Source organism: Nostoc sp. CHAB 5836 (genome assembly GCF_020829445.1).
Classification (GTDB): domain Bacteria; phylum Cyanobacteriota; class Cyanobacteriia; order Cyanobacteriales; family Nostocaceae; genus Nostoc.
The window spans coordinates 1-26,963 of sequence record NZ_JAIVFV010000087.1 but is presented as its reverse complement, the minus strand read 5'-3'; the positions used below and the strand labels follow the sequence as shown (position 1 = coordinate 26,963).

At 43.8% G+C, this 26,963-nt stretch carries 19 protein-coding genes; 7 read left to right on the top strand and 12 right to left on the bottom strand.

The window, feature by feature from the left end:
* The 3 genes from LC605_RS18110 to LC605_RS18100 form a co-directional block, all read right to left on the bottom strand.
* Positions 1-691, bottom strand: a 691-nt coding sequence (locus tag LC605_RS18110) for a PrsW family intramembrane metalloprotease (protein WP_229548906.1), incomplete at its 3' end; no start/stop codon positions are given.
* Entirely contained in the window at positions 684-1,607 is a 924-nt protein-coding gene (locus LC605_RS18105; RefSeq protein WP_229548905.1) for a class I SAM-dependent methyltransferase, read from the bottom strand. The genes LC605_RS18105 and LC605_RS18110, both read right to left, overlap by 8 nt.
* A 156-nt stretch (positions 1,608-1,763) precedes the next feature.
* Positions 1,764-3,440, bottom strand: coding sequence for a DUF3352 domain-containing protein (locus tag LC605_RS18100; RefSeq protein WP_229548904.1), 1,677 nt, complete (start codon positions 3,438-3,440; stop codon positions 1,764-1,766).
* A 691-nt stretch (positions 3,441-4,131) separates the two neighbouring features.
* Between LC605_RS18100 and LC605_RS18095 the strand changes: the two genes are divergently transcribed.
* On the top strand, positions 4,132-6,795 hold the full coding sequence (locus LC605_RS18095; protein WP_229548903.1) for a M1 family metallopeptidase: 2,664 nt from the start codon (positions 4,132-4,134) through the stop codon (positions 6,793-6,795).
* Positions 6,796-7,576: 781 nt separating this feature from the next.
* Here LC605_RS18095 and LC605_RS18090 read toward each other — a convergent pair.
* Both LC605_RS18090 and ctpB read right to left on the bottom strand, forming a co-directional pair.
* A complete protein-coding gene (locus LC605_RS18090; protein ID WP_229548902.1) occupies positions 7,577-8,566 on the bottom strand; it encodes a glycosyltransferase family 2 protein in 990 nt (329 codons plus the stop codon).
* 122 nt (positions 8,567-8,688) lie between these two features.
* The gene (gene ctpB, locus LC605_RS18085; protein ID WP_229548901.1) at positions 8,689-10,029 is read right to left on the bottom strand and encodes a carboxyl-terminal processing protease CtpB; all 1,341 of its coding nucleotides are present in this window, start codon (positions 10,027-10,029) and stop codon (positions 8,689-8,691) included.
* Positions 10,030-10,338: 309 nt separating this feature from the next.
* Here ctpB and LC605_RS18080 point away from each other — a divergent pair, with 309 nt between their 5' ends.
* The 4 genes from LC605_RS18080 (at position 10,339) to argC (LC605_RS18065) (ending at position 14,652) form a co-directional block, all read left to right on the top strand.
* Positions 10,339-11,037: a YdcF family protein gene (locus tag LC605_RS18080; protein ID WP_229548900.1), complete on the top strand. Its 699-nt coding sequence runs from the start codon at positions 10,339-10,341 to the stop codon at positions 11,035-11,037.
* Positions 11,034-12,539: a glycerol kinase GlpK gene (gene glpK, locus LC605_RS18075; RefSeq protein ID WP_229548899.1), complete on the top strand. Its 1,506-nt coding sequence runs from the start codon at positions 11,034-11,036 to the stop codon at positions 12,537-12,539. The genes LC605_RS18080 and glpK overlap by 4 nt, the downstream gene beginning before the upstream one ends.
* Positions 12,540-12,766: 227 nt before the next feature.
* Positions 12,767-13,369, top strand: a complete 603-nt coding sequence (locus LC605_RS18070; protein ID WP_229548898.1) for a hypothetical protein — start codon at positions 12,767-12,769, stop codon at positions 13,367-13,369.
* 290 nt (positions 13,370-13,659) lie between these two features.
* Entirely contained in the window at positions 13,660-14,652 is a 993-nt protein-coding gene (argC, locus tag LC605_RS18065; RefSeq protein ID WP_229548897.1) for an N-acetyl-gamma-glutamyl-phosphate reductase, read from the top strand.
* A 90-nt stretch (positions 14,653-14,742) separates the two neighbouring features.
* Here argC (LC605_RS18065) and LC605_RS18060 read toward each other — a convergent pair whose 3' ends face one another.
* The 5 genes from LC605_RS18060 to LC605_RS18040 all read right to left on the bottom strand — a co-directional run bounded on the left by LC605_RS18060 (position 14,743) and on the right by LC605_RS18040 (position 22,488).
* On the bottom strand, positions 14,743-18,381 hold the full coding sequence (locus tag LC605_RS18060; protein WP_229548896.1) for a response regulator: 3,639 nt from the start codon (positions 18,379-18,381) through the stop codon (positions 14,743-14,745).
* 346 nt (positions 18,382-18,727) lie between these two features.
* Positions 18,728-19,639, bottom strand: coding sequence for a hypothetical protein (locus LC605_RS18055; RefSeq protein ID WP_229548895.1), 912 nt, complete (start codon positions 19,637-19,639; stop codon positions 18,728-18,730).
* A 58-nt stretch (positions 19,640-19,697) separates the two neighbouring features.
* A complete protein-coding gene (locus LC605_RS18050) occupies positions 19,698-19,976 on the bottom strand; it encodes a GlsB/YeaQ/YmgE family stress response membrane protein (RefSeq protein WP_229548894.1) in 279 nt (92 codons plus the stop codon).
* Positions 19,977-20,539: 563 nt separating this feature from the next.
* On the bottom strand, positions 20,540-22,213 hold the full coding sequence (gene ribBA, locus LC605_RS18045) for a bifunctional 3,4-dihydroxy-2-butanone-4-phosphate synthase/GTP cyclohydrolase II (RefSeq protein WP_229548893.1): 1,674 nt from the start codon (positions 22,211-22,213) through the stop codon (positions 20,540-20,542).
* A gap of 32 nt (positions 22,214-22,245) precedes the next feature.
* A complete protein-coding gene (locus LC605_RS18040; protein WP_229548892.1) occupies positions 22,246-22,488 on the bottom strand; it encodes a hypothetical protein in 243 nt (80 codons plus the stop codon).
* Positions 22,489-22,595: 107 nt separating this feature from the next.
* Between LC605_RS18040 and argC (LC605_RS18035) the strand changes: the two genes are divergently transcribed.
* On the top strand, positions 22,596-23,654 hold the full coding sequence (gene argC, locus LC605_RS18035; RefSeq protein ID WP_229548891.1) for an N-acetyl-gamma-glutamyl-phosphate reductase: 1,059 nt from the start codon (positions 22,596-22,598) through the stop codon (positions 23,652-23,654).
* On the opposite strand, the gene LC605_RS18030 is transcribed toward argC (LC605_RS18035), so the two are convergent.
* Together LC605_RS18030 and eno are read right to left on the bottom strand one after the other, a co-directional pair.
* A complete protein-coding gene (locus LC605_RS18030) occupies positions 23,651-23,866 on the bottom strand; it encodes a hypothetical protein (RefSeq protein ID WP_229548890.1) in 216 nt (71 codons plus the stop codon). The genes argC (LC605_RS18035) and LC605_RS18030 overlap by 4 nt on opposite strands.
* Before the next feature lie 4 nt (positions 23,867-23,870).
* Entirely contained in the window at positions 23,871-25,160 is a 1,290-nt protein-coding gene (eno, locus tag LC605_RS18025; RefSeq protein ID WP_229548889.1) for a phosphopyruvate hydratase, read from the bottom strand.
* A 269-nt stretch (positions 25,161-25,429) separates the two neighbouring features.
* Between eno and gloA the strand changes: the two genes are divergently transcribed.
* The gene (gene gloA, locus LC605_RS18020; RefSeq protein ID WP_229548888.1) at positions 25,430-25,864 is read left to right on the top strand and encodes a lactoylglutathione lyase; all 435 of its coding nucleotides are present in this window, start codon (positions 25,430-25,432) and stop codon (positions 25,862-25,864) included.
* Positions 25,865-26,963: the final 1,099 nt, after the last annotated feature.

Sequence of the window (26,963 nt, the reverse complement as noted above, 5' to 3'; positions counted from 1 at the left end):
GCACTTTTCGGAGTAATTGTTCCAGTCGCCAAAACATCCACAACAGAAACGGAAATAAACCATAACTCAGGAAACGCAGGGGTAATGAGTAACGCCAAGCAGTAGATAAGACATTAACTAGGGCATGGCAAATTATAGAATTTAGCCAAGCCCTAAAAATGAAGTTCTTGTCTCGATTTAAGCGAGTGTGGGAGGAAATATAAACTCCCAAAGCATATCCCCAAGGTGCAGAGAACATGGCGTGGACTGGCGTGCCAATAATCCGGTCAAGAATTGATGCGGTATCGTGGAAAAGGTAAATCCAGTTCTCTTCGGCAGTAAATCCAAGGGCAACGGCTATGGTGAAGAGGAAAACTGTAGACTGAAGTAATCGATACCTGTGTTGCAGATAGGAGGTTGGGATCAAAACCGCAGCTAACTTACAGCTCTCTTCAATTGTGCCTACTTCCACAAGCTGCCGCAAGGCTATACCAGAAAGCGAACGTTTGATCTGCTGCCAGTCTACAAAAGAGTTGGCTACAGTTTCAAAAACCCATTGGAGGCTAAGGGCTAAGATTCCAGATATTGCCCCAATGATAAAGAACATCAGTAACTTTAACAGAGGTGGAGCAAATGGCACTCGACAGTAGTAGTAGCCTAGCAGCAGCAAGGGTGGTATTGCTGCCCACAACAATAGAGATAAATCAACCACTCACCTGAGCAATTATTGTACGGTGACGGTGGGTATTATTAGTGATAATAGGAGTTTGGAAACCCGCCTCAACAATAGCTTGCTCAATGTCTAAAGCGAAATATTCATCTAAATACGGTTCAGTACTTTTGAGCAAAGTCAAAATGTAGGCTGGCATTTTTTTGTAAACTTCAGATTTGGGATTCATATCCATGATTGCCAAGTAGCCACCCGGACGCAACAAGCGCCGCATTTGGGCAAAAATCTGTCGGGTTACTGACTGGGGTAATTCGTGGCACATCAGGAAAATAGAGACTAAATCAAATGAAGCATCTGGTAGTCCAGTAGATTCTGCTTGGGCATGAAGCCAGTTAATTTTAGCTTGACGTTGTTGGGCGCGGTAATTGGCAACAGCCAAAAAGTAGGGAGATAAGTCTAAGCCTGTAATTTTGGCATGGGGATAAACTGTTTGTAGGGCAAAACTACTTAAGCCAACACTACACCCTACATCTAAGATGTCTTGCGGCTCGTTGGGGATTTGACTTTTTAGGATATTGTGGTAACTTTGGCGCAGCATGGGATCGCCTTGCGCTTCTTCAGTGCCCTGCCAAATCTTAGCGTGGACAGCGTAAGCAGCAGGTTCTACCTCAAAGGCGGCTTGCCAACTGAGATTTCCGGTTTCGTAGGCATGGAATGAGGTGACGTAGTAATCGGGGTAGGAAAGCTGAGGATTTTGTACTTGAGCGAGATCGGCTTTCCAATCACGCGCCTGTAGTGTTTCCACTTCTTGCGTCCAAGGCACACCAATTCTCTCGGCACGTTTAATCATCATTTGTCTAGCTTGATGCTTGGCTAGGTTAGCTAAAGGCTGGATTGCCAGTATGCCATTTACCAAGCGGGAAGCTAAACCAGGATTAGTGTTTACAGCAGCAGTCATAAATCAGTTTGCATTTAACAGCTTTTTCTACTTATGACATACTTCCTGGAGTCCAGTCTAGAACCAAATAGAAACTTGACATCTAAAGATCGGCGAGCTGCGTTCAGGGGCTGCAAATAACCCTCGCCCTTGTGCCTCTTTTCTATGGCCAATGCCCTATTTTACAGTAGGCTTGAGAGCTAACAACATCTCTAATTGACTGGTGGATTTATCGGGGCTAGTAGCGGTAAAACCAAGACCACGAATGGAACTCAAGATGGTGGTGGTATTGGGATCAGCTAAGAGAAAATTATTGATCAAAGGTACAGTTTTAGTTTTATCCATATCCAGGTAGAAATAGCCGCCGTTGGGCTTTTGCAAAGAACCAGTAATAGCTTTAAAGGTTTCGCTAGTGTCAAGAGATGGATTTTTGCGATCGCTAACTACATCAGCAACCGGGCCACCAAGAGCTATAAATACAGTATCTTGATCTAGCCAACCATGTGCTAATAAAGCTCCTTGTCGGGGAATTTGCCATTCAGTTACATCTTTACCAGCGATGTTTCTGTTGGCGACGTTGATTTGTTGGTTTTTGGCAAGGGTATCCAATTTTGTTAAGGTGGCTTCGGCAGTTTTGCGATCGCTAGTATCAAATACTAAAGCACCTCCAAAACCAACACTCGCTAACACTCCTTGTTTTGATGGAATCGCACCAAAGGCAAATTCCCCATTCATCCAGCCAAAAATATCCTTATCTAGGTCTAGATTGGCAAATTTCAGTTGCGATCGCACTTGTTCTAGAGCTTGCTTCATTTCTGGATCATCTTTAGACTGTTCTACTATGGTTTCCCAGCCACGACTGATGCCATTTCCGCTAATTAAAGCAAAGGTATCAGTGGGAAATTGCCCGACTATATTTCCCGGACTTGATTGATACTGAAATTTATTTAGTTGCGCATCTAAATTGGCGATCGCTTTTACCCTCACTCCCGCATCATCAACACCAACACCTGCTACCACAGATTTTATCTGCTTCAGTTGCGTCAGGGTTTGTGGGGGTAACTGCTTTGTCTGCGGATTTCCAGCCGTTAATTGCTGTATCATCCCGCCATAGTCTGGTATATAAATTTGGGCGAGGCTGTTTTTAACATCCACTCCTTTAAGAATGCTGCTAGCACCTTCTTTAGTGGCGAGAGAAGACTGTCCCTTAAAGGTATCAATTGCTTTTTCTACAGCTTGCTTTTCGGGGGCTAATACTAAGTGACTATTATTTAAAACTACGCTATAGGTCGGCTTGCCGTTTTGTGTAGTTTCGCTAATTTTTTGACCTTGATAGTCAGATTCCTGTGATTTTACTCCTTTTTGTGACTTCAATTTGTTAGCAAAATTCAACGCACTCAGTTTGTCCTTGATTCCCACCACTATCAGGATATTCGATTCCTGCTGTAAATTTGTTGGCACATTAGGTACTCCTGAAGGCACGTTTAACTGTGCCGGTTTTACAGGATTTTGTGGCAATACAGCAATCATCACACCACCAGCCCAAGGCTTTATGTCTTTTTCATAAGAAATGTTACCTTCACTGAACATTTGCTTATTGAAATATTCCAGACCTTTTGCCACTAAATTTTGTGCTTCTGGAGTGCCAAACTGCTGTAACTTTGCCCAAGGTTCAGGGTCAGTAGTAATATAAGTTGCCATCAATGCTGTTGAAGGTACTACTTTCGCACTGCCGAGAGCGTCTGAACTACCTCCTGATGGGCCTTTTAAGTACATATAAGCTGCTATACTTCCTGCTACAACTACAGCAGCACCAACAGCAGGAATGAGAAATTTTGATTTACTTTCAGGCATTCTATTATCCTCTTTTGCTCAGATTGTCACCAAGATTTATACAAGTGTCACTGTAGAGTTTTCGGATTTATTAATATTTTCCGCTCATGGATCGGTATTTACTGATAGAATTAGTAGTCCTATAAGTTAGCAGTCTAAAATTACTCTCAAAAATAATTCAAAGGGATCATGAGCAAATCGGCAAATAATATGCCGTTCCTCTCAAACAAAATAGCCTGATTAGTAGCAGCAAGCTATCCTAAGTTATAAGAATAATTAGGAGTATTTGTACTTAATGAGAATTTATCAGGTGCAAGAGACTCTTGACTCAATCACCAAAAAGTGCAAAACATCAGGAATAAATGCGGTAGGGATATGGAAAGAAGTCCCAGGATCGGTAGCCGATCTTCGGAAGTTCGGGTGAGATTAATTTCAATCCCCCAATCCCAAAGGTGAGTTCTCACCCAATACTGTTCGGTTAAGAATATTCGTAGGTTGGGTTGAGGAACGAAACCCAACATTTTCTTTCTCTTTGTTGGGTTTCGCTTACGCTCAACCCAACCTACACATTTTTATTTTTAGTCTTAACCGAACCGTATTGAGTTCTCACCTCCATAATGCCCTACTACTTTGGGAAGTACAGACACCGCTATTTAACTTAAGAACATCCAGCAAGGCAGACTTTTCAGGATTACAAGGTCAGTAAGGATCAATGTCGAAGTCTTATTTTGATACAGATAATAACGGACACAAACCTTTTGAGTTACCGGGAGCAAGACCACACTACAACCCCGATCGCCCGGGACAGGTAGAGCATATTTTTCTCGATCTCAGTTTGAATATTCCTAAGCAAAGCTATCAGGGCAGTTGTAGCATTCGCCTCTTACCAATCCGTAATGGCATTGATCGTTTAACTTTGGATGGTGTCAACCTGAATATCGAGTCTGTGCAGGTGGACAAGGTGCCACAAAGTTTTGACTATGACGGGGAACAGCTTTCAATTCAACTTTCTCAGGCGACCCAGATTGGTAAAAGCTTGCTGATTGCGATCGCCTACTCGGTAGCAAAACCCCAACGCGGTATTTATTTTATTCAACCAGACAAGCACTACCCAAACAAGCCTACTCAAGTTTGGACTCAGGGAGAAGACGAAGACTCTCGCTTTTGGTTCCCCTGCTTTGACTATCCAGGACAATTGTCTACTTCGGAAATTCGCGTGCGTGTTCCCAACCCTCTCGTGGCTATCTCCAACGGTGAATTAATTGACACCACAGAAGATGGTGATTACAAAATCTATCATTGGTCACAGCAACAAGTTCATCCTACCTACTTGATGACTTTGGCAGTAGGTGATTTTGCCGAAATTCGAGATGAGTGGCAGGGTAAACCTGTAACCTACTACGTAGAAAAGGAACGGGAGGAAGATGCTAAACGCAGCATGGGCAAAACTCCCCGGATGATCGAATTTTTGAGCCAAAAGTATGGTTATCCCTATGCTTTCCCAAAATACGCCCAAGTTTGCGTTGATGACTTCATCTTTGGCGGGATGGAAAACACTTCCGCAACCCTCTTAACAGATAGATGCTTGCTGGATGAACGCGCCGCCTTAGATAACCGTAGTACCGAAGCTTTAGTCATTCACGAACTGGCGCACCAGTGGTTTGGTGATTTGGTGGTGATTAAGCATTGGTCTCATGCTTGGATTAAAGAAGGGATGGCTTCCTATTCTGAGGTGATGTGGACAGAACAGGAATATAGTCTCGAAGAAGCAGCTTACTATCGTTTATTAGAAGCTCGTCGTTACATTAGTGAAGATAGCAGCCGCTACCGCCGGCCGATGGTAACGCACATTTACCGGGAAGCTATTGAACTTTACGATCGCCACATCTACGAAAAAGGGTCTTGTGTTTATCACATGATTCGGGCGCAATTGGGAGATGAATTATTTTGGCAAGCTATTCAAACATTTGTCCAAGATAATGCCCATAAAACTGTAGAAACAGTAGACTTACTCAGGGCGATTGAAAAAGCAACTGGACGTAATCTTTTGTTCCTCTTTGATCAATATGTTTATCGTGGTGGTCATCCCGATTTTAAAGTAGGTTACTTTTGGGATGGGGATGCTAATTTGGCAAAAATTACGGTAACTCAAACCCAAGCTGCTGAAGGTAAAAATGGCAGTAAAGATTTGTTTGATTTAAAAATACCTATTGGTTTTGGCTATACACAACTGGAAGAAGTTGGGAGTGAGGAGTTGGGAGTTAAAAATAATTCTCAACTTATTACTCATAATTCACAACTCAAAACTTTTGTTGTTCGGGTGAATGAACGTGAACAAAGTTTCTACTTTCCCCTAGAAAATAAGCCTCAATTTATCAGCTTTGATGTTGGAAATAATTATCTAAAAACAGTAGCTTTGGAGTATCCAATAGCGGAGTTAAAAGCACAGTTAGAATTTGATACCGACCCGATTTCGCGCATTTATGCAGCAGAAGCTTTGGCGAAAAAAGGCGGGTTAGAAGCGACGAAAGCACTATCTGCGGCGCTCAAAAATGACTCATTGTGGGGGGTGCGTGTAGAAGCGGCGAAACAACTAGCCCAAATTAATTTAGATCAAGTATTTGATGGGTTAGTTCTGGGGTTAAAAGATAAAAATGCCTATGTGCGACGATCTGTAGTAGAAGCACTTGCTCAAATAAAAACTGCTGAAAGCTATAAAGTTGTGAAAGCGTTAGTCCAAAAAGGCGATCCCAGCTACTACGTGGAAGCAGCAGCGTCTCGTGTAATCGGAGCAATGTCTCCGACGGGCTTCGCCAAGGCATCTGCAAACTTGGAAGAAAAACCCAAGGAAGACAAGGTATTAAAGCTGCTGAAATCCGTTTTAGAAGAAAAAGCGGGTTGGAATGAAGTCGTGCGGAGTGGGGCGATCGCTGGTTTAGCTGAATTCAAAACCTCAGAAGCAGCTTTAAATATACTAATCGAATACACCAAACTCGGTGTACCACAACCTCTACGTTTAGCCACAATTCGCGCTTTAGGAAAAATTTCTGTAGGTCAAAGTCCGGCTAATTTGGAACGGATTTTAGAAAAATTAACAGAACTAGCCAAAGAAACCTTCTTTTTAACCCAAGTAGCCGTAGCCGCAGCATTAGGACAAATGGAAACACCTAAAGCAGTGGGTATTCTGCGATCGGTAGCTGAACAAACAGCCGATGGGCGAGTACGTCGCTATGCTGAGGAAGAAATTTCCAGGGTGCAAAAGAATATTGGTTCAGAAAAAACCCTGCGTCAATTGCGTGAAGATTTCGACCAACTCAAACAACAAAACCAGGAATTGAGAAGCCGTTTAGAAAACTTGGAGGCCAAATCTAAATAGCACTATAGGGCTAGTGGTCTGTTTCGTTAGACATAGGAGTGAAAAAGAATTGTTTTGACGTAGCAGTGCTACGTCAAAACAAGGGTTCTGGGTAACGCACAGGGCTATTTCATTCTAGACATAAACCACCCGGAACTGAAGTTCCGGCCTAATAGCTAAAGTCCGTTAAAACGGACTACAACCTTTTCTCAGTCGTCTTTAGACGACTTTCGCTATAAGAGAGGTGAATTCATTCTGAGGCGGGCTAGAGGAGAATGAAATAGCCCTGGGGTAACGCATATTTAATTTCACCAGATGTCTATTAGACATCTGGTGAAAATGAATGTAGAGACGTAGCAGTGCTACGTCTCTACAAGGGTTTCAGGCAACGCATAATTAATTTCTGGAGATGTCCATTAATTTCGAGGGGTGAATCAGTTCCTAGTCCAATACACTTGGGTTAAGCATTTCCTCCTTCTCTCTTCTCTCTTCTCTCCGTGTTCTCTGCGCCTCTGTGGTTCGTAAAAAAAGAGTTTCAGCCCTTTTGTGAACCGTATTGGTTCATAGTCAGGACTTTAGTCCTGAACTTTGAATCACACTTTGTGCTTACTATAAACTGATCAAAATTAATGAAAACAGACTACTAATGATTTATCGCATTAATTCTGATAAGTAAATCAAATTTCAATTTCTCTTCTTTCCTTCTTTCTTTGCGCTCTTCTCTAACGAGACGCTGCGCGAATGCGTGCTTTGCGGTTCGTTCTCTTATCCCTCAAAATTAATGAGACAGACCACTAGATTATTACAGCCTATCAATTATCTTGGCATTATCTGGCAACTTAGCATCTCTTTGCCCAGCAGTACGCGCCCTAGCGGTGAACAAACCAATGGGAGTATTTAATAAATCTACAATACTGACTTGACCCGCCATACCTGCGTCGGGCTGCGCCAACGCCTTCTTAATATCTCTTGGTATTTCCTTCAATAACCAACGTCCCAAACGATAGCCGCATTCTTTAAGTGTGATTTCTCGCATCAAATCTACACCGTGCAGTTCGTGCAGATAACGATTTGAGCGTCCATAGCGCCGCCATTGACTTTGCAGTTCCTTGAGTGTAGCGCGGTGGCGGTGCTGAACGATCGCATTTGGAGCAAATTCCAAACGCCCGATGTTTTCACCCAAAATTCGCCAGCAAATGTCGGCATCGCCACCTGTGGTAAGATAGGGACGAAATAAACCCGCTTTTTCTAAGGCAATGCGTCGAATCGCCAAATTAGCCGTTTGACCATAGGGACGAAAGGAATGTTTGAGGGTATGCTTTTGCGACAAAGTTTCTTGACGGTCTGCGTGTTGTTCTAGCAGAGTTGTACCCGGTAGTGGCAAAATTTCACCAGCGACAATTACCACTTCTATATTGACAAAAGGTTTAATTAATGCATCTAACCATTGCCGTTGCGGGCGACAATCTGCATCGGTAAAAACGATAATTTCACCCGTAGCGGCGCGAATCCCAGTATTACGAGCAGCATAGGAGCTTTGAATTTGGTTTTCGCTCAAGGGATGAATTGTAATTGGGCAATTTTCGGCAGATGTTTGGAGAATGGTGAGAGTGCGATCGCTACTATTATTGTCCACCAACAAGTACTCTACCCGGTCTTTTGGGTAAGTTTGAAACAACAGACAACTGATTAACTCTGGTAAATCCGCCTCACCGTTATAAATAGGAACAACCACCGACACCATTGGTAAAAAGCTGGTGGCGGTGGTTGTATCAACTGACTGATGATTCATAAATCTGAGATTTTGGAGATGGGATTACTAGCTAGTATTCCCAAACCAAAATTCTGGAACGGTATATCAAGCAGTTTTCTTGACACTCTCCTGACTGTAAAAATTTCGCTAATAAACACCTACTAAAATTTCAAGTCACCAGCGCGGCTCATGGGTCGAGTGGGCTGGTTTGCAGGGGGCTGGGCAAATTTGTTATTTGATAAAATTGCGATCGCCCGCGCATATTGTGGATCACTCTTCGTTGCGATTAAATTCGGATTAGAAGCCAACTGACGCTCTTGTGCCTCTGTCAAGTCTAGCTTGATATCTGGCGTAATCCCTTTATGGTTAATATCTGTTCCCGCAGGGGTGTAGTAATGGGCAATGGTGACAGCCAAGCCGGAACCATCTGCGAGTTCATGAACTGACTGCACTAAAGCCTTACCAAAAGTTTGACCACCTACAACTACCGCCCGCTTATTATCCTTGAGTGCCCCTGTGAGGATTTCGCTAGCACTAGCTGAGTTACCATCCACTAAGACTGCCAAAGGACGATTTGTCAAAGAAGTGCGATTGGCTTTAGTTTCCTCAGTGCCGCCTACACGGTCTACTGTCTTAACAATTCCGCCCTGATCATACCACATCCGGGCAATTTCAATGCTGGCCTGCAACAACCCGCCAGGATTTCCCCGTAAATCCAAGACATAAGAATCAACTTTCTTAGTGTTCAAATCGCGAATAGCTCGTTGCATTTGTTCTGCGGCGTGGGCGCTAAATTCCCGCAAATGGATATAGCCAATGCGGTGATTCCCTTCTTGTTTGACGGTATAACGTACCGTTGGCACTTCAATATTTGCCCTCGTCAGCTTCAAATCAAAGGTATTTAACCCTCTTCGTCCCAGCCGTAGCTTGATGGGAGTACCCGATTTCCCACGAATTAGCTTAGAGGCGTCATCCACTTTCATTTTGAGAGTGGGTTTGCCGTCAATTGCCAAAATTTCATCGCCTGGTTTGATCCCAGCTTTTAGGGCTGGAGAATTTTCTATGGCTTCGACAACAGTGAGACGCTGAGTTTTTTGGTTCACTTCCATGCGAATGCCAATACCAGAGATTTCTCCAGATGTTTGGTTAGTTAGAGCTTCAAACTGTTGGGGATCCATGAATCGAGTGTAAGGATCTCCCAACCTTTGTAAAGCTTCGCGGATGGCAGCATAAGCTTCTTCCCGAGAAGAATAGTCTTTGCTCAACAGGCTTTGCCTGGTTGCTTGCCAATCTTGTTGATTAAATTTACCATCAACATATTCATGGTTCACCAGTTGCCAAACTTGGTCAACTATGGTTTTTGGGCTGTCTTGTAGGGCTAGAGCGGCACGGACACCACGAGTCCAAGCCGGGCCGAACACAGACATTGTAGCAGTTGTGGCGATCGCTCCACCAATCAAGGCTACTTGGAGCGGCGAGTAACTTTTCGCAGATTGGTTCATGTATATTAGCTGGAATAATTGTGTTGTTGACAGTTTAGCAATCAGGCTTTCCAGAAAATTTTAAGTTTTTATACTCCAAACTCAGCTATGCTCCCTTGATCATTTTTATTGTTGAATGATGTCGAAAATACTGCATTCTTAACAATCATTTCTCCGTTTGTTAGCCTTCTCCGGAAGGCTATACTGAACTTGTGACACTTTGAGCAGCGTCATGTTTGCAGTTCTTCATTACTTCTATAAGATAGCACTTTGAATACTGAATTGCAGCACTGTTAGACAGCCATTAAATCAGGTTTTCTTACCTAAGTCATGAAACGCAAATTTACCATCAAATCATTAATTTCTATTAAAAATAAATATCCTAATCTGTGGGAATTGTTACAAAAACTCAGTTGTGGATTGTACTTTTTTCTGGCCACTTGGCTGATTTTCACTACTATAACCTTAGTTTTTGCTTCTTTGCAGCCAGTAGATGCCTTTTTTGTCCTTGGTGGCAGTATTCGTCGAGAAACTTATGTTGCCCAAAAAGCAAAACAATACCCACAAACCCCAATTTTAATTTCTCATGGTTCCCCAGATCCCTGCATATGGTTAATTTTTCAGCGGGAATTAGCAAGGTTACAAAACGTTTGGTTAGAAAAGTGCGCGAATTCTACCTTTGAAAATTTTTATTATGGTATTCCAATTCTGCGACGTTGGGGAGTGCATAAAGTCATGTTGATTACCTCGCCGAGTCATTTACCCAGAGCGAAATGGATGGCACAGATTCTGTTGGGCGCTCATGGTATTTGGGTAGAATCAGAGATTGTTCAGGAGTTGGGTGTTCCTGGTAATCGTGAATCTTGGGTCAAAACTGGACTAGATTTAACACGCAGCTTATTTTGGGCAATTTTGAGTCAAATTATGCAACCACAATGCTCAAATGTGATAAAACTTACCAAAATAGATCTGCCAGCTTGGGAGCATCGAGGTTTTAATTGTGAACACCAAGGGGGATTGAGGAATTGAATTACTTTCCTTCATCATCGATCTACATCTTAGCACTAGACTTAGGTACGACAGGCAACCGCGCCTTTGTGTTTAACCCAGAGGGCAAGATTGTTGGGCAGGCGTATAAAGGGCTAACTCAGTATTATCCTCAGCCAGGATGGTTAGAACATGACCCTCAACAAATCTGGCAGGATACCTGTTGGGTGATGGAAACTGCAATTGCCAATGCTAAAATTGCGCCATCAGCGATCGCAGCTTTGGGACTGACTGTACAGCGCGAAACCTGTTTGATTTGGGACAAAACTACTGGTAAACCAATCCATAGAGCGATCGTCTGGCAAGATCGCCGCACTGCTCCCCTTTGCCACCAGTTACAAGAACAAGGCTACGCTGAAGAAATTTACGATCGCACTGGATTAATCATTGATGCCTACTTTTCTGCAACTAAACTCAGGTGGCTATTAGATAATTTTCCAGATATTGACCTGAACAATGTCTTAGCAGGCACTATTGATACCTGGGTGCTGTGGAACCTCACAGGTGGGAAAGTCCATGCTACCGACCACAGCAACGCCAGCCGTACAATGTTGATGAATCTCAAAACCTGTGAGTGGGATGAGAATTTACTGGAACTATTTCAAATTCCGGCTCATATTTTGCCCCAGATTCAGCCGAGTTTAGGAGTATTTGGAGTCACTGATGCTACTTTATTGGGTGCTGAAATTCCCATCACGGCCATTTTTGGGGATCAGCAAGCCGCTCTATTTGGTCATGGCTGCCATCGCCCTGGTTTGATGAAATGTACTTACGGTACTGGTAGTTTTTTGGTAGCTCACACTGGTAATCAAATTGTGCGCTCGCACCATCAACTTATTTCGACGGTGGCATGGACACAAGGGAATTCCAGGGGAACCTTCGATGTCGGTTATGCCCTAGAAGGCAGTATGTTTACTAGTGGAGCTTGTATTCAATGGTTGCGCGATCGCCTGAAGCTGATTAAAACTGCTGCTGAAACTGAAGCAATGGCCAATCAGGTAAAAGATAATGGCGGAGTATATTTTGTGCCTGCATTTAGTGGTTTGGGTGCCCCTTACTGGGATATGAGCGCCAGGGGAGCCTTTTTCGGCATTACCGCCAGTGTACAACCAGAGCATCTAGTACGCGCCGTGCTGGAAGCGATCGCTTATCAAGTTCTGGAGGTAGTGCAGGCGATAAATGCATCTAGCAGTACTCCAGTTGGGCGATTAACAGTAGATGGTGGTGCTTGCGAGAATAATTTTCTGATGCAGTTTCAGGCTGATGTGTTAGGTATTCCAGTTGAACGAAAGGTAATGCGGGATACCACCGTTCAGGGTGCAGCATTTGCGGCAGGTTTAGCTGTAGGATTTTGGGAGAGCTATGAAGCATTAGTGGAACAACGGCAAATTGAGCGTGTGTTTGAGCCGATGAGCGATCGCCCCTTGTCCAACTTTGCTACTTGGCAAAAAGCAGTGAAACGTACTCTGGCTTGGGACAAGTAGCCGATCCAAAAACGAGTTAAACCAATTCGCAATTCGCAATTCGCAATTCGCAATTACGTTTTGTGACGGGGATTTAGACCCCGACACAAAACGTGCTGCCCTTCAAAGGCTAGGACTTAAACCCCCAAAGTTCGTTAAAGCGAAAATTCATAGCATCAAAGGGGGGAGATGAAGGAAAAAATAACAATCTATTACAATCAACCAAATTGATGGAGTATTGATTTATCATGCTCTACAGTCAATTCAACATTGACCGAGTGAAACAAGATTTTCACCTAAATACTGTCGAAGGAGTTCGCTTTTTCCCAGACTCCATTGAACCCATCACTCCAAGTTTCAGACTGCAAGGGATTTTAGAAGATTTACCGTGGGCGATCGCAGTGGATACAGAAAAAGCTCGTTCAGAGGCGATAATTAATCCTATATTATTGGAAGTGCGACGCATTTTCAATTGCTCAATTAGCGTGTTTTCAGGAGAAGAGTTTAACGTTGATGCGAGTATTGGACTCAACGGTGTATGCGACTTTTTGCTTTGCCGTTCACCTGAACAATTAACGGTGGAAGCACCTGCAATTGTCATTGTTGAAGCGAAAAAATCAGATTTAAAATCTGGATTGGGACAATGCATTGCAGAAATGGTAGCTGCACAGCGATTCAATCAAGCAAGAGAACAACCCTTAACAGCAGTTTACGGTACAGTCAGCAGTGGAACCCAATGGCGATTTCTTAAACTAGAGGGGCAAACAGTCACAATTGATTTAATGGATTATTATCTTCCTCCTATCGAATCAATTCTGAGCTTTTTGGTGTGGATGGTGAAAGCACGTTAATCTGATTCAAAAATTGATCGTTAAAATAACTCTTACTTTTATAATTTTAGGACTTACGCATCATACATATGTACTGTAGGAAGCTTGGGCTTTTGAGCCATATTGAACATAAATTCCTCTTTAAGCTCTATACTCCGTGTCCTCTGTGCCTAACAAGGTTAAATAAATTACTTTTGAACCGCAGAGGCGCAGAGAGCGCAGAGAGAAAAACAGAGATTTTACGAGTCACCTTGAAAGGGGTAGTCCTAAAAGAAATGCTTAACTGAACTCTATTGACATATAAGAAACCTATGACTACTAAACCGAAGATTTTTATTGATGGGGAATCGGGAACTACAGGCTTACAAATATACTCACGCCTCAACCAACGTGACGATATCGAGTTAGTTAGCATTGAGGCATCCAAGCGTAAGGATGCAACTGAGCGAGCCAAACTAATTAATGCCGTCGATGTTATTATTCTCTGTCTACCTGATGACGCAGCTCGCGAAGCTGTTAGCTTAGTCAGTAGTAATACAGTTAAGATCCTTGATGCTAGTACTGCCTATCGTACGGCTAAAGACTGGGTATATGGTTTCCCTGAACTAAATCCAGGACAGCGAGAGAAAATTGCCAGCGCCCAGTTTGTCAGCAATCCGGGCTGTTATCCCACAGGATTCTTAGCTTGTATCCGTCCGTTAATTGTTAAGGGACTCCTGAACAGCAACTTTCCCGTCACCGTTAATGCCGTGTCAGGTTACTCTGGCGGCGGAAAGAATCTCATTAAACAGTATCATAGCTTCCATGAACAGCAAGCTGGGGCAGAGTCGCTCTACCCTTATGGCATCTACGGTTTGCAGTTTGGGCATAAGCACGTCAAGGAAATGCATCATTATTCAGGGTTAGCATCGCCGCCACTGTTCGTACCAGCAGTGGGAGATTTTGAGCAGGGGATGCTGGTACAAATACCTTTGCCACTAGGGACTTTGGATAATCCACCATCAGGTAAGGTTATCCATCAGGCGATCGCTGACTACTACCAAAGTGAAAAGTTTGTGCAGGTTGCTCCATTCCAAGATTCTACTCTGCTGCGAGACGGAATATTTTTGGATGCGACCTCTACGACGGGCTACGCCTACGCACTGAATGGTACTAATATTGTTCAGGTTTTTGTATTCGCCAATGACACTACCAAAGAAGTGTTGCTAGTTGCTCGTCTTGACAACCTGGGTAAGGGCGCATCAGGGGCAGCCGTCCAAAACCTAAACATCATGCTCGGTTTTCCAGAAGAGTTGGGATTGTGATCAAAGCCTCAGATTAGGGAATGGAGAATGGGGTATGGGGCTTAACCCGGATTTCTCATCAGAGAGTTATTGCGTAAGCCCTAAATAATCTTACCGATACAGCCAAACCCTGAGCAGTGAAAGCAATTGTTCTGTATCTACGGGTTTGGTGATATAATCAGAGGCTCCAGCTTCGATGCATTTTTCCTTGTCGCCGGGCATGGCTTTGGCAGTTAAAGCAATGATTGGTAGTGAGCGAAACTGTTGTTGGTGGCGGATGGCGCGGGTGGTTTCGTAACCATCCATTTCCGGCATCATAATATCCATCAAAACTATATTAATGTCAGGATTAGCTTGCAGCGTTTCTATGCCATCTCTGCCATTTTCGGCAAACAGCACTTGCATTTGATAGCTTTCTAAAAAGCTGGTAAGAGCAAAAATATTTCGGAGATCATCATCCACAATCAAAATTTTCCGATTAGCCAACACCGGGTCAGTTTGATGTAGTTGCTCTAGCATTTGACGCTTTGGTGGGGGCAAATTTGCTTGCACCCGATGTAAAAACAGGGCAGTTTCGTCTAACAACCGCTCTGGCGATCGCACACTTTTAATGATAATTGTTTCTGCTAGTCCCCGCAGTTGGGTTTCTTCTTGTCGGCTGAGTTCTTTGCCGGTATAAACGATGATCGGCAGTTTCAAAAGTCTGGGTTCAAGTTTTATCTGCTCAATTAGTGTAAACCCGCTCATATCAGGCAAACCGAGATCCATTACCATACAATCAAAGTGATGCGATCGCAAAATCAACAGGGCTTCTGCTCCCGTACCCACTGCTGTACTCTGGACATCACCATTACCAATCAGTTCCATAATACTTTGGGCTTGTACGGGGTCATCTTCTACGATTAGGAGATTTTTTACCTGACGATCAATAAAACCTTTAATCTCAGTCAATACCTGAGTTAGCGCTTCTGGAGAAACTGGTTTTTGGAGATAGGTAATCGCTCCTAACTGTAATCCCCGTTGCTGTCTTTCATCAACAGAAAGTATATGTATCGGTATATGTCTGGTATCTGGTTTATGTTTCAAACGATCCAGCACCGTCCAACCATCCATCTCTGGCATATGGATATCTAGCATAATCGCATTCGGTTTATACTGTTGCGCCAGTGCTAAACCTTGTTTGCTCTGTAAAGCAACGATGGTTTTAAAGCCCTGCTGACGTGCCATATCTAGCAAGATGCGGGCGAATTTATCGTCATCCTCGATAATTAGCAAAATGCGATCGCCCGGTTGAATTATTTCCCGGTCATCTGGAATTTCATTGGGGAAGCTGCTACGTACTTTCGCTGATGGAGTGGTGTCTAAATTTGCGAGTTTTTTTTCCCCTATTGGCACTTCTTTTATGGTCAATCCTGTGCGGATAGAGGTGCTTGGCTCAGGGGGTGGTGTGCTGAGATTACCATTCTTTTCCTGTCGCGTGGGCAAGTAAAGGGTGAAGGTGCTTCCCTGTCCTGGTTGGCTGACTAGTTCAATTCTCCCTCTCAACAGTTGAGCCAATTCGCGGCTGATGGACAAACCCAAACCAGTTCCGCCGTACTTGCGGCTGGTGGTGCCATCTGCTTGCTGAAATGCCTCAAAAATAATCTTCTGCTTTTCGGCTGTAATGCCAATACCCGTGTCGCTAACTGCAAAAGCAATCATGGGATTATCAACTTCGGCTGCCTCAGAATACATACTAATTTGTAACTTCACGCCTCCCTGTTCTGTAAACTTAAAGGCGTTAGCTAGGAGATTTTTCAGCACTTGTTGCAGGCGTTTGGAGTCGTTATAAATTGTCGGCGGTAACTTCTCATCCAGTTCAATAGTAAAACTGAGTTGTTTATTGTGGGCAACTTGCCGGAAAGTATGCTCTAGAGATGTTTCCAAATCTGCAAAAGCAATTGGCTCAATATCGAGCGACATAGTACCCGACTCAATTTTTGCCAAATCTAGAATGTCATTAATCAGCTCCAGTAAATCATTTCCAGCCGAGTAAATAGTCCGGCTGTACTCTACCTGTTTCTCAGTCAAGTTATTAAGAGAGTTATCTGCTAACAGCCTTGCTAAAATTAACAGGCTATTTAGTGGTGTCCGCAATTCGTGGGACATATTCGCGAGAAATTCTGACTTATATTTGGAAGACAACGCTAGTTGTTCAGCTTTTTCTTCCAAAGACTGCCTCGCTCGCTCAACTTCCTGATTCTTGCGGGCAACTTCCCGATTTTGAACTTCTAATAATTCTGCCTTTTCTTCTAGCTCCTGATTTAGTTGTTGTAATTCTTCGTTAGATTGCTTAACAATAAATTGTGATTCTTCTAACTTTTGCGCTTGTTCTTCCAGGCGTTGATTGCTTTGCTGTAGTTCTTCTTGCTGGCTTTGCAGTTCTTCTGTTAAAGTAACAGACTCTTCAAGTAGTTGCTGAGTTTGCAATTGGGAGGCGATGTTATTTAAAAATACACCCAGATTTTCACTCAATTGCTCTAGAAATGTCAGATGCAACTCGTTAAAAGACCCAAAAGAGGCAAGTTCAATTACGGCATTTACCTGTCCCTCAAATAGTATGGGCAACACAATAATATTTAGGGGTGGTGCTTCTCCCAAGCCGGAACTGATGCGGATATAGTCACCAGGAACTTCCGTGAGGATGATTCTTTGTTTTTCTAAGGCGCATTGTCCCACCAATCCCTCACCCAAACGAAACTGGTTTGCCAGATTTTTCCGCTCTTTGTAAGCGTAACTACTCAACAACTTCAGCATCGGCTGGTCGTCTATTGAGTCCATCAGATAAAAAATGCCCTGCGATGCCCCAACCAGTGGTGCTAAATTCGACAAGATCATCCGAGATACGCTTTGCAGATTTCGCTGCCCTTGGAGCATCTGGGTAAATTCAGCTAAGTTAGACTTTAGCCAGTTTTGCTGGTCATTTTTTTGAGTTGTGTTTCGCAAATTAACGATCATCTGGTTGAAGATGCGCGTCAACACACCAATTTCATCCTGGCGATCGCTGTGTGGTAAACTTACCGATAAATCTCCATCCGCCACCTTTTGAGCCAAATCATAAGCTTGTTTGAGTGGTACTGAGATATGTCTGGTCAGGGCGAATCCGATTAAAGCTAAGAGCAAAGAAAATAAGGGAATACTATAGACAATGCTGGCGACGGTTTGATGGGAAGCTGTTTGTGCCCTTTGGGAACGTTGCTTAAGCAGTGCATTCTCCTCATTTTCCATCGCTAGGATTACTTGGCGGATTTCAGCCATCAGTTCCTTACCCCGGTCTGTCGCAACGAGTTTTTGGGCAGCATCAAAACCCTGATTTTGGCGCAAATCGACAGTTTCTTGAAGTTCAGCCAGTTTCCTAGTGATTAATGGCTGTAAAACATCTAACCGCTGTTGTTGGTTGGAATTATCTGACGTTAATCTTTGAACTTCTCTGACTTTTTGCTCCAGTGTTTTAATGGCAGCATTATAAGGTTCTAGATAGCGCTGTTCTCCAGTAATTACGTAACCACGTTGCCCAGTCTCGGCATTTATCAATTGCGAGTGGAGGTCTTCAAGCTTACTTAACACCTGGTAAGTATGGTTTTCGTTGCGGGAAGTTTCAATTAGCTCATTAGTGCTTTGGTAGGAGATTAAACCAATGCTCATCAGAATTGCCAGACTCAAGGCAAAACTTGCTCCAATCTTGGTTCCAATCTTCAATGAGTTCAACATTATTCCAGGCACTATATCAGAACTTAAGGGACTTCTAAATAAATATCCAACTATTTATTGTGGGGTGGGCGAGATGCCATTGGTGTCAACTTATGTTGCCTATATCACCCGCCTTGAACTAAAGTTCGAGGCTAATAGCTAAAGTCTACTTCAGTAGACTAAACGATTATTGGAAATATTTAGTCATCAACAGAAGACTTTTGTTATTAGCAAGGAACTTCAGTTCCTTGCGGGACATAACTTCTACGTTAAGTTGACACCAATGGCGAGATGCCCACACCACAAGATGGGATAATTTATTTCTTGGTAATCCCTAACCTCATTTGATTTATTCTCACCGACTTACTTATAAGTTCGTAATAACCTGGCGATCGCTTCTAGCTGCATCAAGTTCAGATTGGCTATATATAGTAAAATCCTGGATATTCTTACTCTCTAAAATAGCTCTTGCACCTGCTATGTAAATATCAGTGCTTTTTAGGACTACTAGGTAATGGTCAAGGGTGAGATGATGTTGATAATATCTGGCTAGATGATCAGGAATTCTTAAATTAGTGTAGTAATCTTGGGAAGTACTAATATTATTCACGCCAGGAATATCATCTAGATTACTGATGTTTTTAGAAAGTATTGATACTTGACTCATCGGAAAGCCAGTGGTTATAAGTTCAGTAAGCGCTGTTTCTGCGTCTTGGCGTGTATAAAAAACACCAACTGCATATTTATAGCGATTATTTGGGGTCGAGTATGGCTGATAAACACCCCACTGTTGAATATCACGGCGCTTAAAAATCCTCTGAGCAAGACGAATTTCTATATCTATGCTGGCTACTATCACCAAATAGTAACCTTTACAGACAAGATCGCTGTAACCCTGTGTTTGCTCTTCAGGAATTCCTAAACTTAGCAACACAGCAGGCAAACTACCTGCTAAAGTGGTGGCGATCGCTGTTGCTTCTGCTCCAGCTAGGATGGCTGGGCCTATACCAGGAATTGTGCAGAGGGATAAACCGACTAATAAACCAGTTAGACTGTCTAAACCACCACCAGTAAAGGCTCCAGCAGCATCTTCAGATATATTGCCCGTACGCTCTTGAACTTCAACACCAGTAATATCACTTTGTTCTTCTGCATTCCGTGCAATTACAGAAACTTTGTGCATTGGAAAATTAGAAGCTTTTAGTTCCTGAAGTACCAATTTTGCATCGGAACATCTAGCGAAAACTCCTATAGTTGTTCGCTCTTTTTCTAATGTCATTTTATCGGTTTATTGCAGCTAGGAGTGATTCCCAAGAGTGTTAGCTAATTTCGGTTAATTACACAGCTCGACGAGTTAGTAAACCCCAAAGGAAAATCAGAAGCATAGCACCCAGAACAGCAAATAAAATGCTTCCAAAGGAAAAAGCTCCTACAGATGCGGCGGCTGCTGAACTACTTCCTAGCAAAGTTTGACCCAAATAGCCTCCCACGACAGCTCCAAGGATTCCTAATACAATGGTGGAGAGAATACCGCCACCTTGGGTTCCGGGATAAAATAACTTAGCTAAAGCACCTGCAATTAAACCCAAAACCAGCCAAGCAATAATGTTACCCATAGAATTTCTCCTTCGTAAGGATGTGGTTTGTTTGCTTTTGACTTTTTCATCTTAAAGTTTGCCTCCAAAATTCCTGATCTGTCTAGAGAATCAATATCCAAAATCTTTAGATATCATTTGAATATTTACTACGTGGTCTTTGAGGATAAAAAAATACCCAAAAAACTCTTCCCTGTGTCGCGTCAGTCGCTACAATTCTTACGCAGAGAGGTCTTGGCGGTTTACCCCATGAGCGATTACCGTGGTAACCCCCCTCCGGGTTCGCCCTTCTTGTGACTTAAAGGAATTGTTTGCCGCAACGGCAAGCTGCCGAGCAGATATTCGTGCGTGACTCTATTTAAACTATAATTTTGCCTTGAGTTCAAAATTTAGGTAAAAGCTTGCCGTTTGTCCTTAAAAATCTTTAAGTAGGGCTTGCTGATTTTGACGGCATTGCATATAAACTCCAGTTTTTATCTCCTAAACTACCAGTCTGCTGTTTCAAGTATCAAGAAGCTGGAGTCTAATTAAAGGAATTGCTTGCCGTTGCGGCAAACAATTCCTTTAAGTCACATGATGCGTGGCTACTTGCTAAAGCTGTAAATTTGCTGCGTCTCCAAGCGATCGCGAATTGATGAAGGTAGTGTACCATGCGAGAAAATCTGCCGATCTAGTTGGACTTGTAAATTACTCAAAGGATCGCAACCAGAGGAAATCAGAAATTCTAGTTTTTGGATGTATGGCACTGTTGCGAGTTCATCCAAAATTTGGAAGATTGCCTGTATATAAGGATGACCATCCTGGCGATACCAATCATGGCTAGCAACTTTTGCCTGATCAAAACCCAAGTGTACTGTTAAGGATGGCTCGTCAAATATCGCGATCGCTAAGGGACGCGCTTCTTCCTGCAACAATAAATCATTACTTTTCGCTAAGTGTCGCAGTTTCTCTAAGCGTTCGTAGCGTTCCGTCACAGCTTCCGGGTCATCTTGCCAATGGATTGCGACTGTCACCAGATAAGTTTGTAACAGCATATGACCCAACTTTTTCGCCTTTGTTGCCAGGTAATAAGAATTGTAGTCATTGGCCTCAATTAACAATGGCAAGCGATCGACTACTTCCAACCCATAGCCCTTAACTCCAGCAATTTTACGGGGATTATTGGTAATCAGGCGAATCTTTTTAATGCCCAAGTCCATGAGCATTTGTGCCCCCATCCCATAGTCTCGCAAGTCGGCGGGAAATCCTAAACGCTCGTTAGCTTCCACTGTATCCAGTCCCATATCCTGCAAGGAGTAGGCTTTCAGCTTGTTGATCAAGCCGATTCCCCGCCCTTCTTGGCGCAGGTATACAACTACACCTTGACCAGCAGCCTCAATCATTTTCAGTGCTGCTTGTAACTGCATTCGACAGTCACAGCGCAAAGAACCCAAAGCATCACCAGTTAGGCATTCTGAGTGCATCCGCACCATCACAGGCTCATCTTTGAAATTAGCTGGATCACCCTTGACAATTGCGACGTGTTCTGTATTGTCCAGGGTATGACGGTAAGCGTAAATTTCAAACTGACCGAATTGACTAGGCAGCTTGGTAATGACCTCACGATACACGAGGCGATCGTGCTGTAAGCGATAGCTGATTAAATCTGCAATACTAATAATTTTTAAATTGTGACGTTTAGCGTATTCGACTAACTGTTGCAACCGCGCCATTGAACCATCGGAGTTTTGAATTTCACAAATTACCCCTGCTGGGTATAGTCCTGCGAGTCGAGCTAAGTCCACAGCCGCTTCTGTATGTCCTGCCCGTTTTAGTACGCCACCAGCCTTAGCCCGAATCGGGAAAATATGACCAGGACGACGTAAATCGGTAGGTTTTGTGGCTGGGTTGAGAGTAACCTGAATAGTGCGGGCGCGGTCTTCTGCTGAGATGCCCGTGGTGACACCCAATTCTGGACCGGCATCAATACTGACAGTGAAGGCAGTTTGGTTAGTATCTGTAATGTTACTTACCATCAAGGGTAAGTCTAACTCGTCTAGGCGATCGCCTGCCATTGCCAAACAAATCAGTCCTCTCGCTTCCACCGCCATGAAATTAATCGTGTCAGGTGTGGCAAATTGGGCAGCACAAATCAAATCGCCTTCATTTTCTCTATTTTCATCATCCACCACTACAATCACACGACCAGCTTTTAGGTCTGCTAAGGCGGCATCAATGGAATCAAATTTAAAAGTTTGGGTAGTATTAGGCTGTGACACAGAAAGATTTCCAGCTACCAACGTAAATTTTTTTAACAATTTCTTCTTTTTGATTGTAGCTCCTTTATAAGGCAGAGAAGTAGACTAGCAATGATTTGATCAAGTGCAGCAGTGGTAAAGGATGAGGGGGATGAGGGGGATGAGGGGGATGAGGGAGATGAGGGAGATGAGGGAGATGAGGGGGAATAATAATTGTTTGCTTGCTCCCCCTGCTCCCTCATCTCCCCCTGCTCCCTCATCTCCCCCTGCTCCCTCATCTCCCCCTGCTCCCTCATCTCCCCCTGCTCCCACTTTTGGGCGTTTTGTACGCTGTGCGTCTAGTGGCTGATATTGTTGATAGCTGAGAACGAGTTAACTATTCATGGGATAAGGATTTTAGATCATGGGCAAATTTAGACGCGTACCCGTTGGGATTGTTGGCGCGTCGGGCTATGGCGGAGTACAGTTAGTACGATTACTGATGGATCATCCAGAAGTTGAACTGGTTTATTTAGGAGGTGAAAGCAGTATCGGGAAATTTTTCGGGGATCTCTACCCGCATCTGGCTCATGCAACTAACCTGCTAATAGAAGCAGTAGAACCAGAAATAATTGCTCATCGCTGTGAAGTAGTTTTTCTGGCTTTACCAAATGGTCTGGCTTGCCAAATTGCGCCTAAACTATTAGAAAAAGGATGTAAAGTACTAGATTTGAGTGCAGACTATCGGTTTGGTGATTTGACAACTTATACAAATTGGTATGGCATTGAGAGAAGCGATCGCACAATTGCAGCTACAGCAGTTTATGGATTACCAGAACTTTATCGCGATCGCATTGCCGAAGCTCAACTCATTGGCTGTCCTGGTTCCTATCCCACTGCCAGTCTCCTTGCACTTTCGCCACTCTTAAAGCAAGGCTTAATCATACCAGAAACAGCTATTATCGATGCCAAGTCTGGCACATCTAGCAATGGACGGCAGCCTCAAACCAACTTATTACTAGCTGAAGCAGACAACTCCATAGCAGCTTACAACGTCGGTCGTCACCGTCATACCCCAGAAATTGAGCAAATTTGCAGTGACTTGGCTGGTCACGATCTCATGATCCAATTTACACCCCACCTGATCCCAATAGTACGCGGGATTTTGGCAACGGTATATGCCAAAATGAGCGATCCCGGTTTAGTACGAGATGACTTAATCACTATTTTCTCAGCCTTCTACCGCAACTCTCCTTGGGTCAAAGTCTGCGGTAGCGGCATTTACCCGCAAACCAAGTGGGCTAACGGCAGCAATCTTTGTTACATCGGTGTAGAAGTTGACCCGCGCACAGGTCGAGTAATTGTCATATCAGCAATTGACAATCTAATTAAAGGGCAGGCGGGGCAAGCAATTCAATGTCTAAACTTGATGATGGGCTGGGATGAAACCTTGGGGTTGCCCAAGCTTGGTTTCTATCCCTAGATGAGGGGGATGAGGGGGATGAGGGGGATGAGGGGGATGAGGGGGATGAGGGGGATGAGGGGGATGAGGGGGATGAGGGGGATGAGGGGGATGAGGGGGATTAGGGGGATGAAGAAGTATTTTTTCCCCTGCTCCCTCATCTCCCCCTGCTCCCTCATCTCCCCCTGCTCCCTCATCCCCCCCTGCTCCCTCATCCCCCCCTGCTCCCTCATCTCCCTACTTCGGCCCTAACCCCACAGCACCAGCATAAACGGCGCGATCGCCTAATTCATCTTCAATTCGCAGCAAGCGATTATATTTTGCGACTCGTTCGCTGCGACAGAGGGAACCTGTTTTGATTTGACCGGCACGGGTTGCTACGGCTAAATCCGCGATCGTTGTGTCTTCTGTTTCACCAGAACGATGGCTAATTACTGAACGCATACTATTGCGAGTTGCCAAATCAATCGTTTCTAAGGTTTCGGTGAGAGAACCAATTTGATTGAGTTTAATCAAAATGGCATTAGCGGCTTTTTCCTGGATGCCTCTTTGCAAGCGGGTAGCGTTAGTCACAAACAAATCATCCCCTACCAACTGCACCCGCGAACCTAATTTCTGGGTGAGCAATTGCCAATTTTGCCAATCTTCTTCGTGCAAGCCATCCTCAATTGACACAATTGGGTATTGATCAACTAGTTGTCCTAAATAATCAATAAACTCAGCCGGGGCGTGAGGTTTACCATCGTAAACATACTGACCATTTTTGTAAAATTCGCTCGCCGCCACATCCAATGCCAACGCTACTTCTTCCCCTGGCTTATAACCAGCTTTCTTAATGGCAGCAACTAGCAATTCCAAAGCTACCTGATTAGACTCTAAGTTAGGAGCGAAACCGCCTTCGTCGCCCACACCAGTAAGCAAACCCTTCTCGTCTAACACCTGACTCAGGGTAGCAAATACCTCTGCACCCTGGCGCAACGCTTCCCGGAAGGAAGTTGCGCCAATTGGGACAATCATAAACTCTTGAAAATCGACGTTATTTGAGGCGTGTGCGCCACCGTTAATCACGTTCATTAACGGCACTGGTAGCAAATTCGCTAAAGGGCCACCTAAATAGCGATATAGAGGAATTTCTAAAGACTCAGCACCAGCTTTGGCTGCTGCTAAGGAAACTCCCAAAATCGCATTAGCTCCCAAATTAGATTTGTTAGCAGAACCATCTATAGCAATCATCGTCCGGTCTAGCAATTCTTGGTTGAGGGCATCCAAGCCTAACAATTGTGGTGCAAGTGCTTCTTTAACGTTTTGTACTGCCTTGAGTACGCCTTTGCCCCCATAACGGTTTTTATCGCCATCACGCAGTTCGTGAGCCTCAAAAGTGCCAGTGGAGGCACCACTGGGAACCTGCGCCAGTCCGACAACACCGTTAGCTAAATGCACTTCGGCTTCAATTGTCGGTCTACCGCGTGAATCAAGAATTTCACGGGCTGCGATCGCAACAATTGCAGTATCTAGAAATTTACTCATCTGTACTTTATCCTTTTTTCGAGTGTGTTACGCATACAGTCCAGTTGCCTAACCCAATCGCTAGCATAGGGGGTTAAGAGACTTTCTTCGCTGAGATTAAAGAAGATTTCCATTATTAGAGATCGGGATCAGTGCCAAGAATGGGTAATTGTTTATCCTGTCCTTTACCTTTTAATTTTTTCTGTGATGGCATTTTTACCTTCAGACTTTGAGCTAGGTAAAATGTTGGCAGAGAATAACACTAAATCAATTACAGAGAAAAGGTCAATATGCGATTACTACACACAATGCTGCGGGTGGGGAACCTTGAAGAGTCCTTAAAGTTCTACTGTGAAGTTCTGAGAATGAAATTACTGCGTCGAAAAGATTATCCAGGGGGAGAATTTACCCTAGCTTTTGTAGGCTACGGTGATGAAAACGACGAAGCGGTGGTCGAACTAACTTATAACTGGGGGGTGGAAAAATACGAATTGGGTAATGCTTACGGTCACATTGCTCTTGGCGTTGATGATATTTACGCTACGTGTGACGAAATCCGCAATCAGGGTGGTAAAGTTGTGCGCGAACCAGGGCCGATGAAACACGGTTCAACAGTAATTGCTTTTGTCGAAGATCCCGATGGGTATAAAATTGAACTGATTCAACTGGGAACTCAAGGTTCAACGGTCAAGCAGGAATTACAAGAGCAACTTGTGAGTCCGTAATTCTGAGCAGAGGATGTTTTAAAAGTCCTAAAGTATACTAGACATCTGCCAAGTTGAAATTGATGGGTAAGCAAGTTCGTAGTCAGGACTTCAGTGCTTATTTCCTCAGCACGCTTTGTGTTTACTACAAACCCTCAAAACTAACTTAGACATTGTACTAGTGGTCTGTCTCATTAAATTTGAGGGGTAAGAGAACGAACCGCAAAGCACGCATTCGCGCAGCGTCTCGTTAGAGAAGAGCGCAAAGAAGGAAAGAAGAGAAATTGAAATTTGATTTACCTATCACAATTAATGCGATAAACCAATACAGTTGGGTTAAGCATTTCCTCCTTCTCTCTTCTCTCTGTGTTCTCTGCGCCTCTGTGGTAGCCTGCGGCAAGCCGCTTTGCGTCTACGTAAAAAAAAGAGTTTCAGTCCTTTTGTGAACCGTATTGTGCGATAAACCATTAGAAACCCCTCTTTGAACCCCAGAGAGGCTTTGCAACTCCTATTGTCTCCAAGAGTTGGGGGGAATGGGGGGTTAGGTTTGGGAGGCTTTGGTGTGACGAAAAATATTTTTCAAACATCCTCTAAGGGATTTCCAAAAAAATAAATTATCCCTTAGTAGTCCACCACAACTTTAATGGGTGAATAACTTCGTAGTAAGGACTTTAGTCCTTGGCTTGAGCGCTCAAGCGCTCACTACGAACCAAGTATTCTCCGTAAATCCTATTAGTATTATCGCCATACTGTCCTTAATGAACAACACTAATAGCGACGCCCAATAGCCCGTCGTAGACATCGCTCCAATAACACTATCGGGGAAAGTCCGCTCAGAACAGCATTTTCGTTTTAAATTAGGAATATAGGTAATGGATTAAACTACCACCAATTACCAATCCAAAATTGCCACTGGAGATACACGCGGATATACGCTGAGAATGTTTGGATAATTAGGGACTGGGAAGAGTTTCCCACTCCCAACTCCCCACTTCCCACTCCCTAAACTAAAAATCACCATTCTCCCAGAATATTTCTAGATTTATAGGGGCGGAAGGTCTTGCGCCCCTATATAGGATGTTTTTTAACTGGAAGTCCAAAACATAAGTATTCGAGTGAT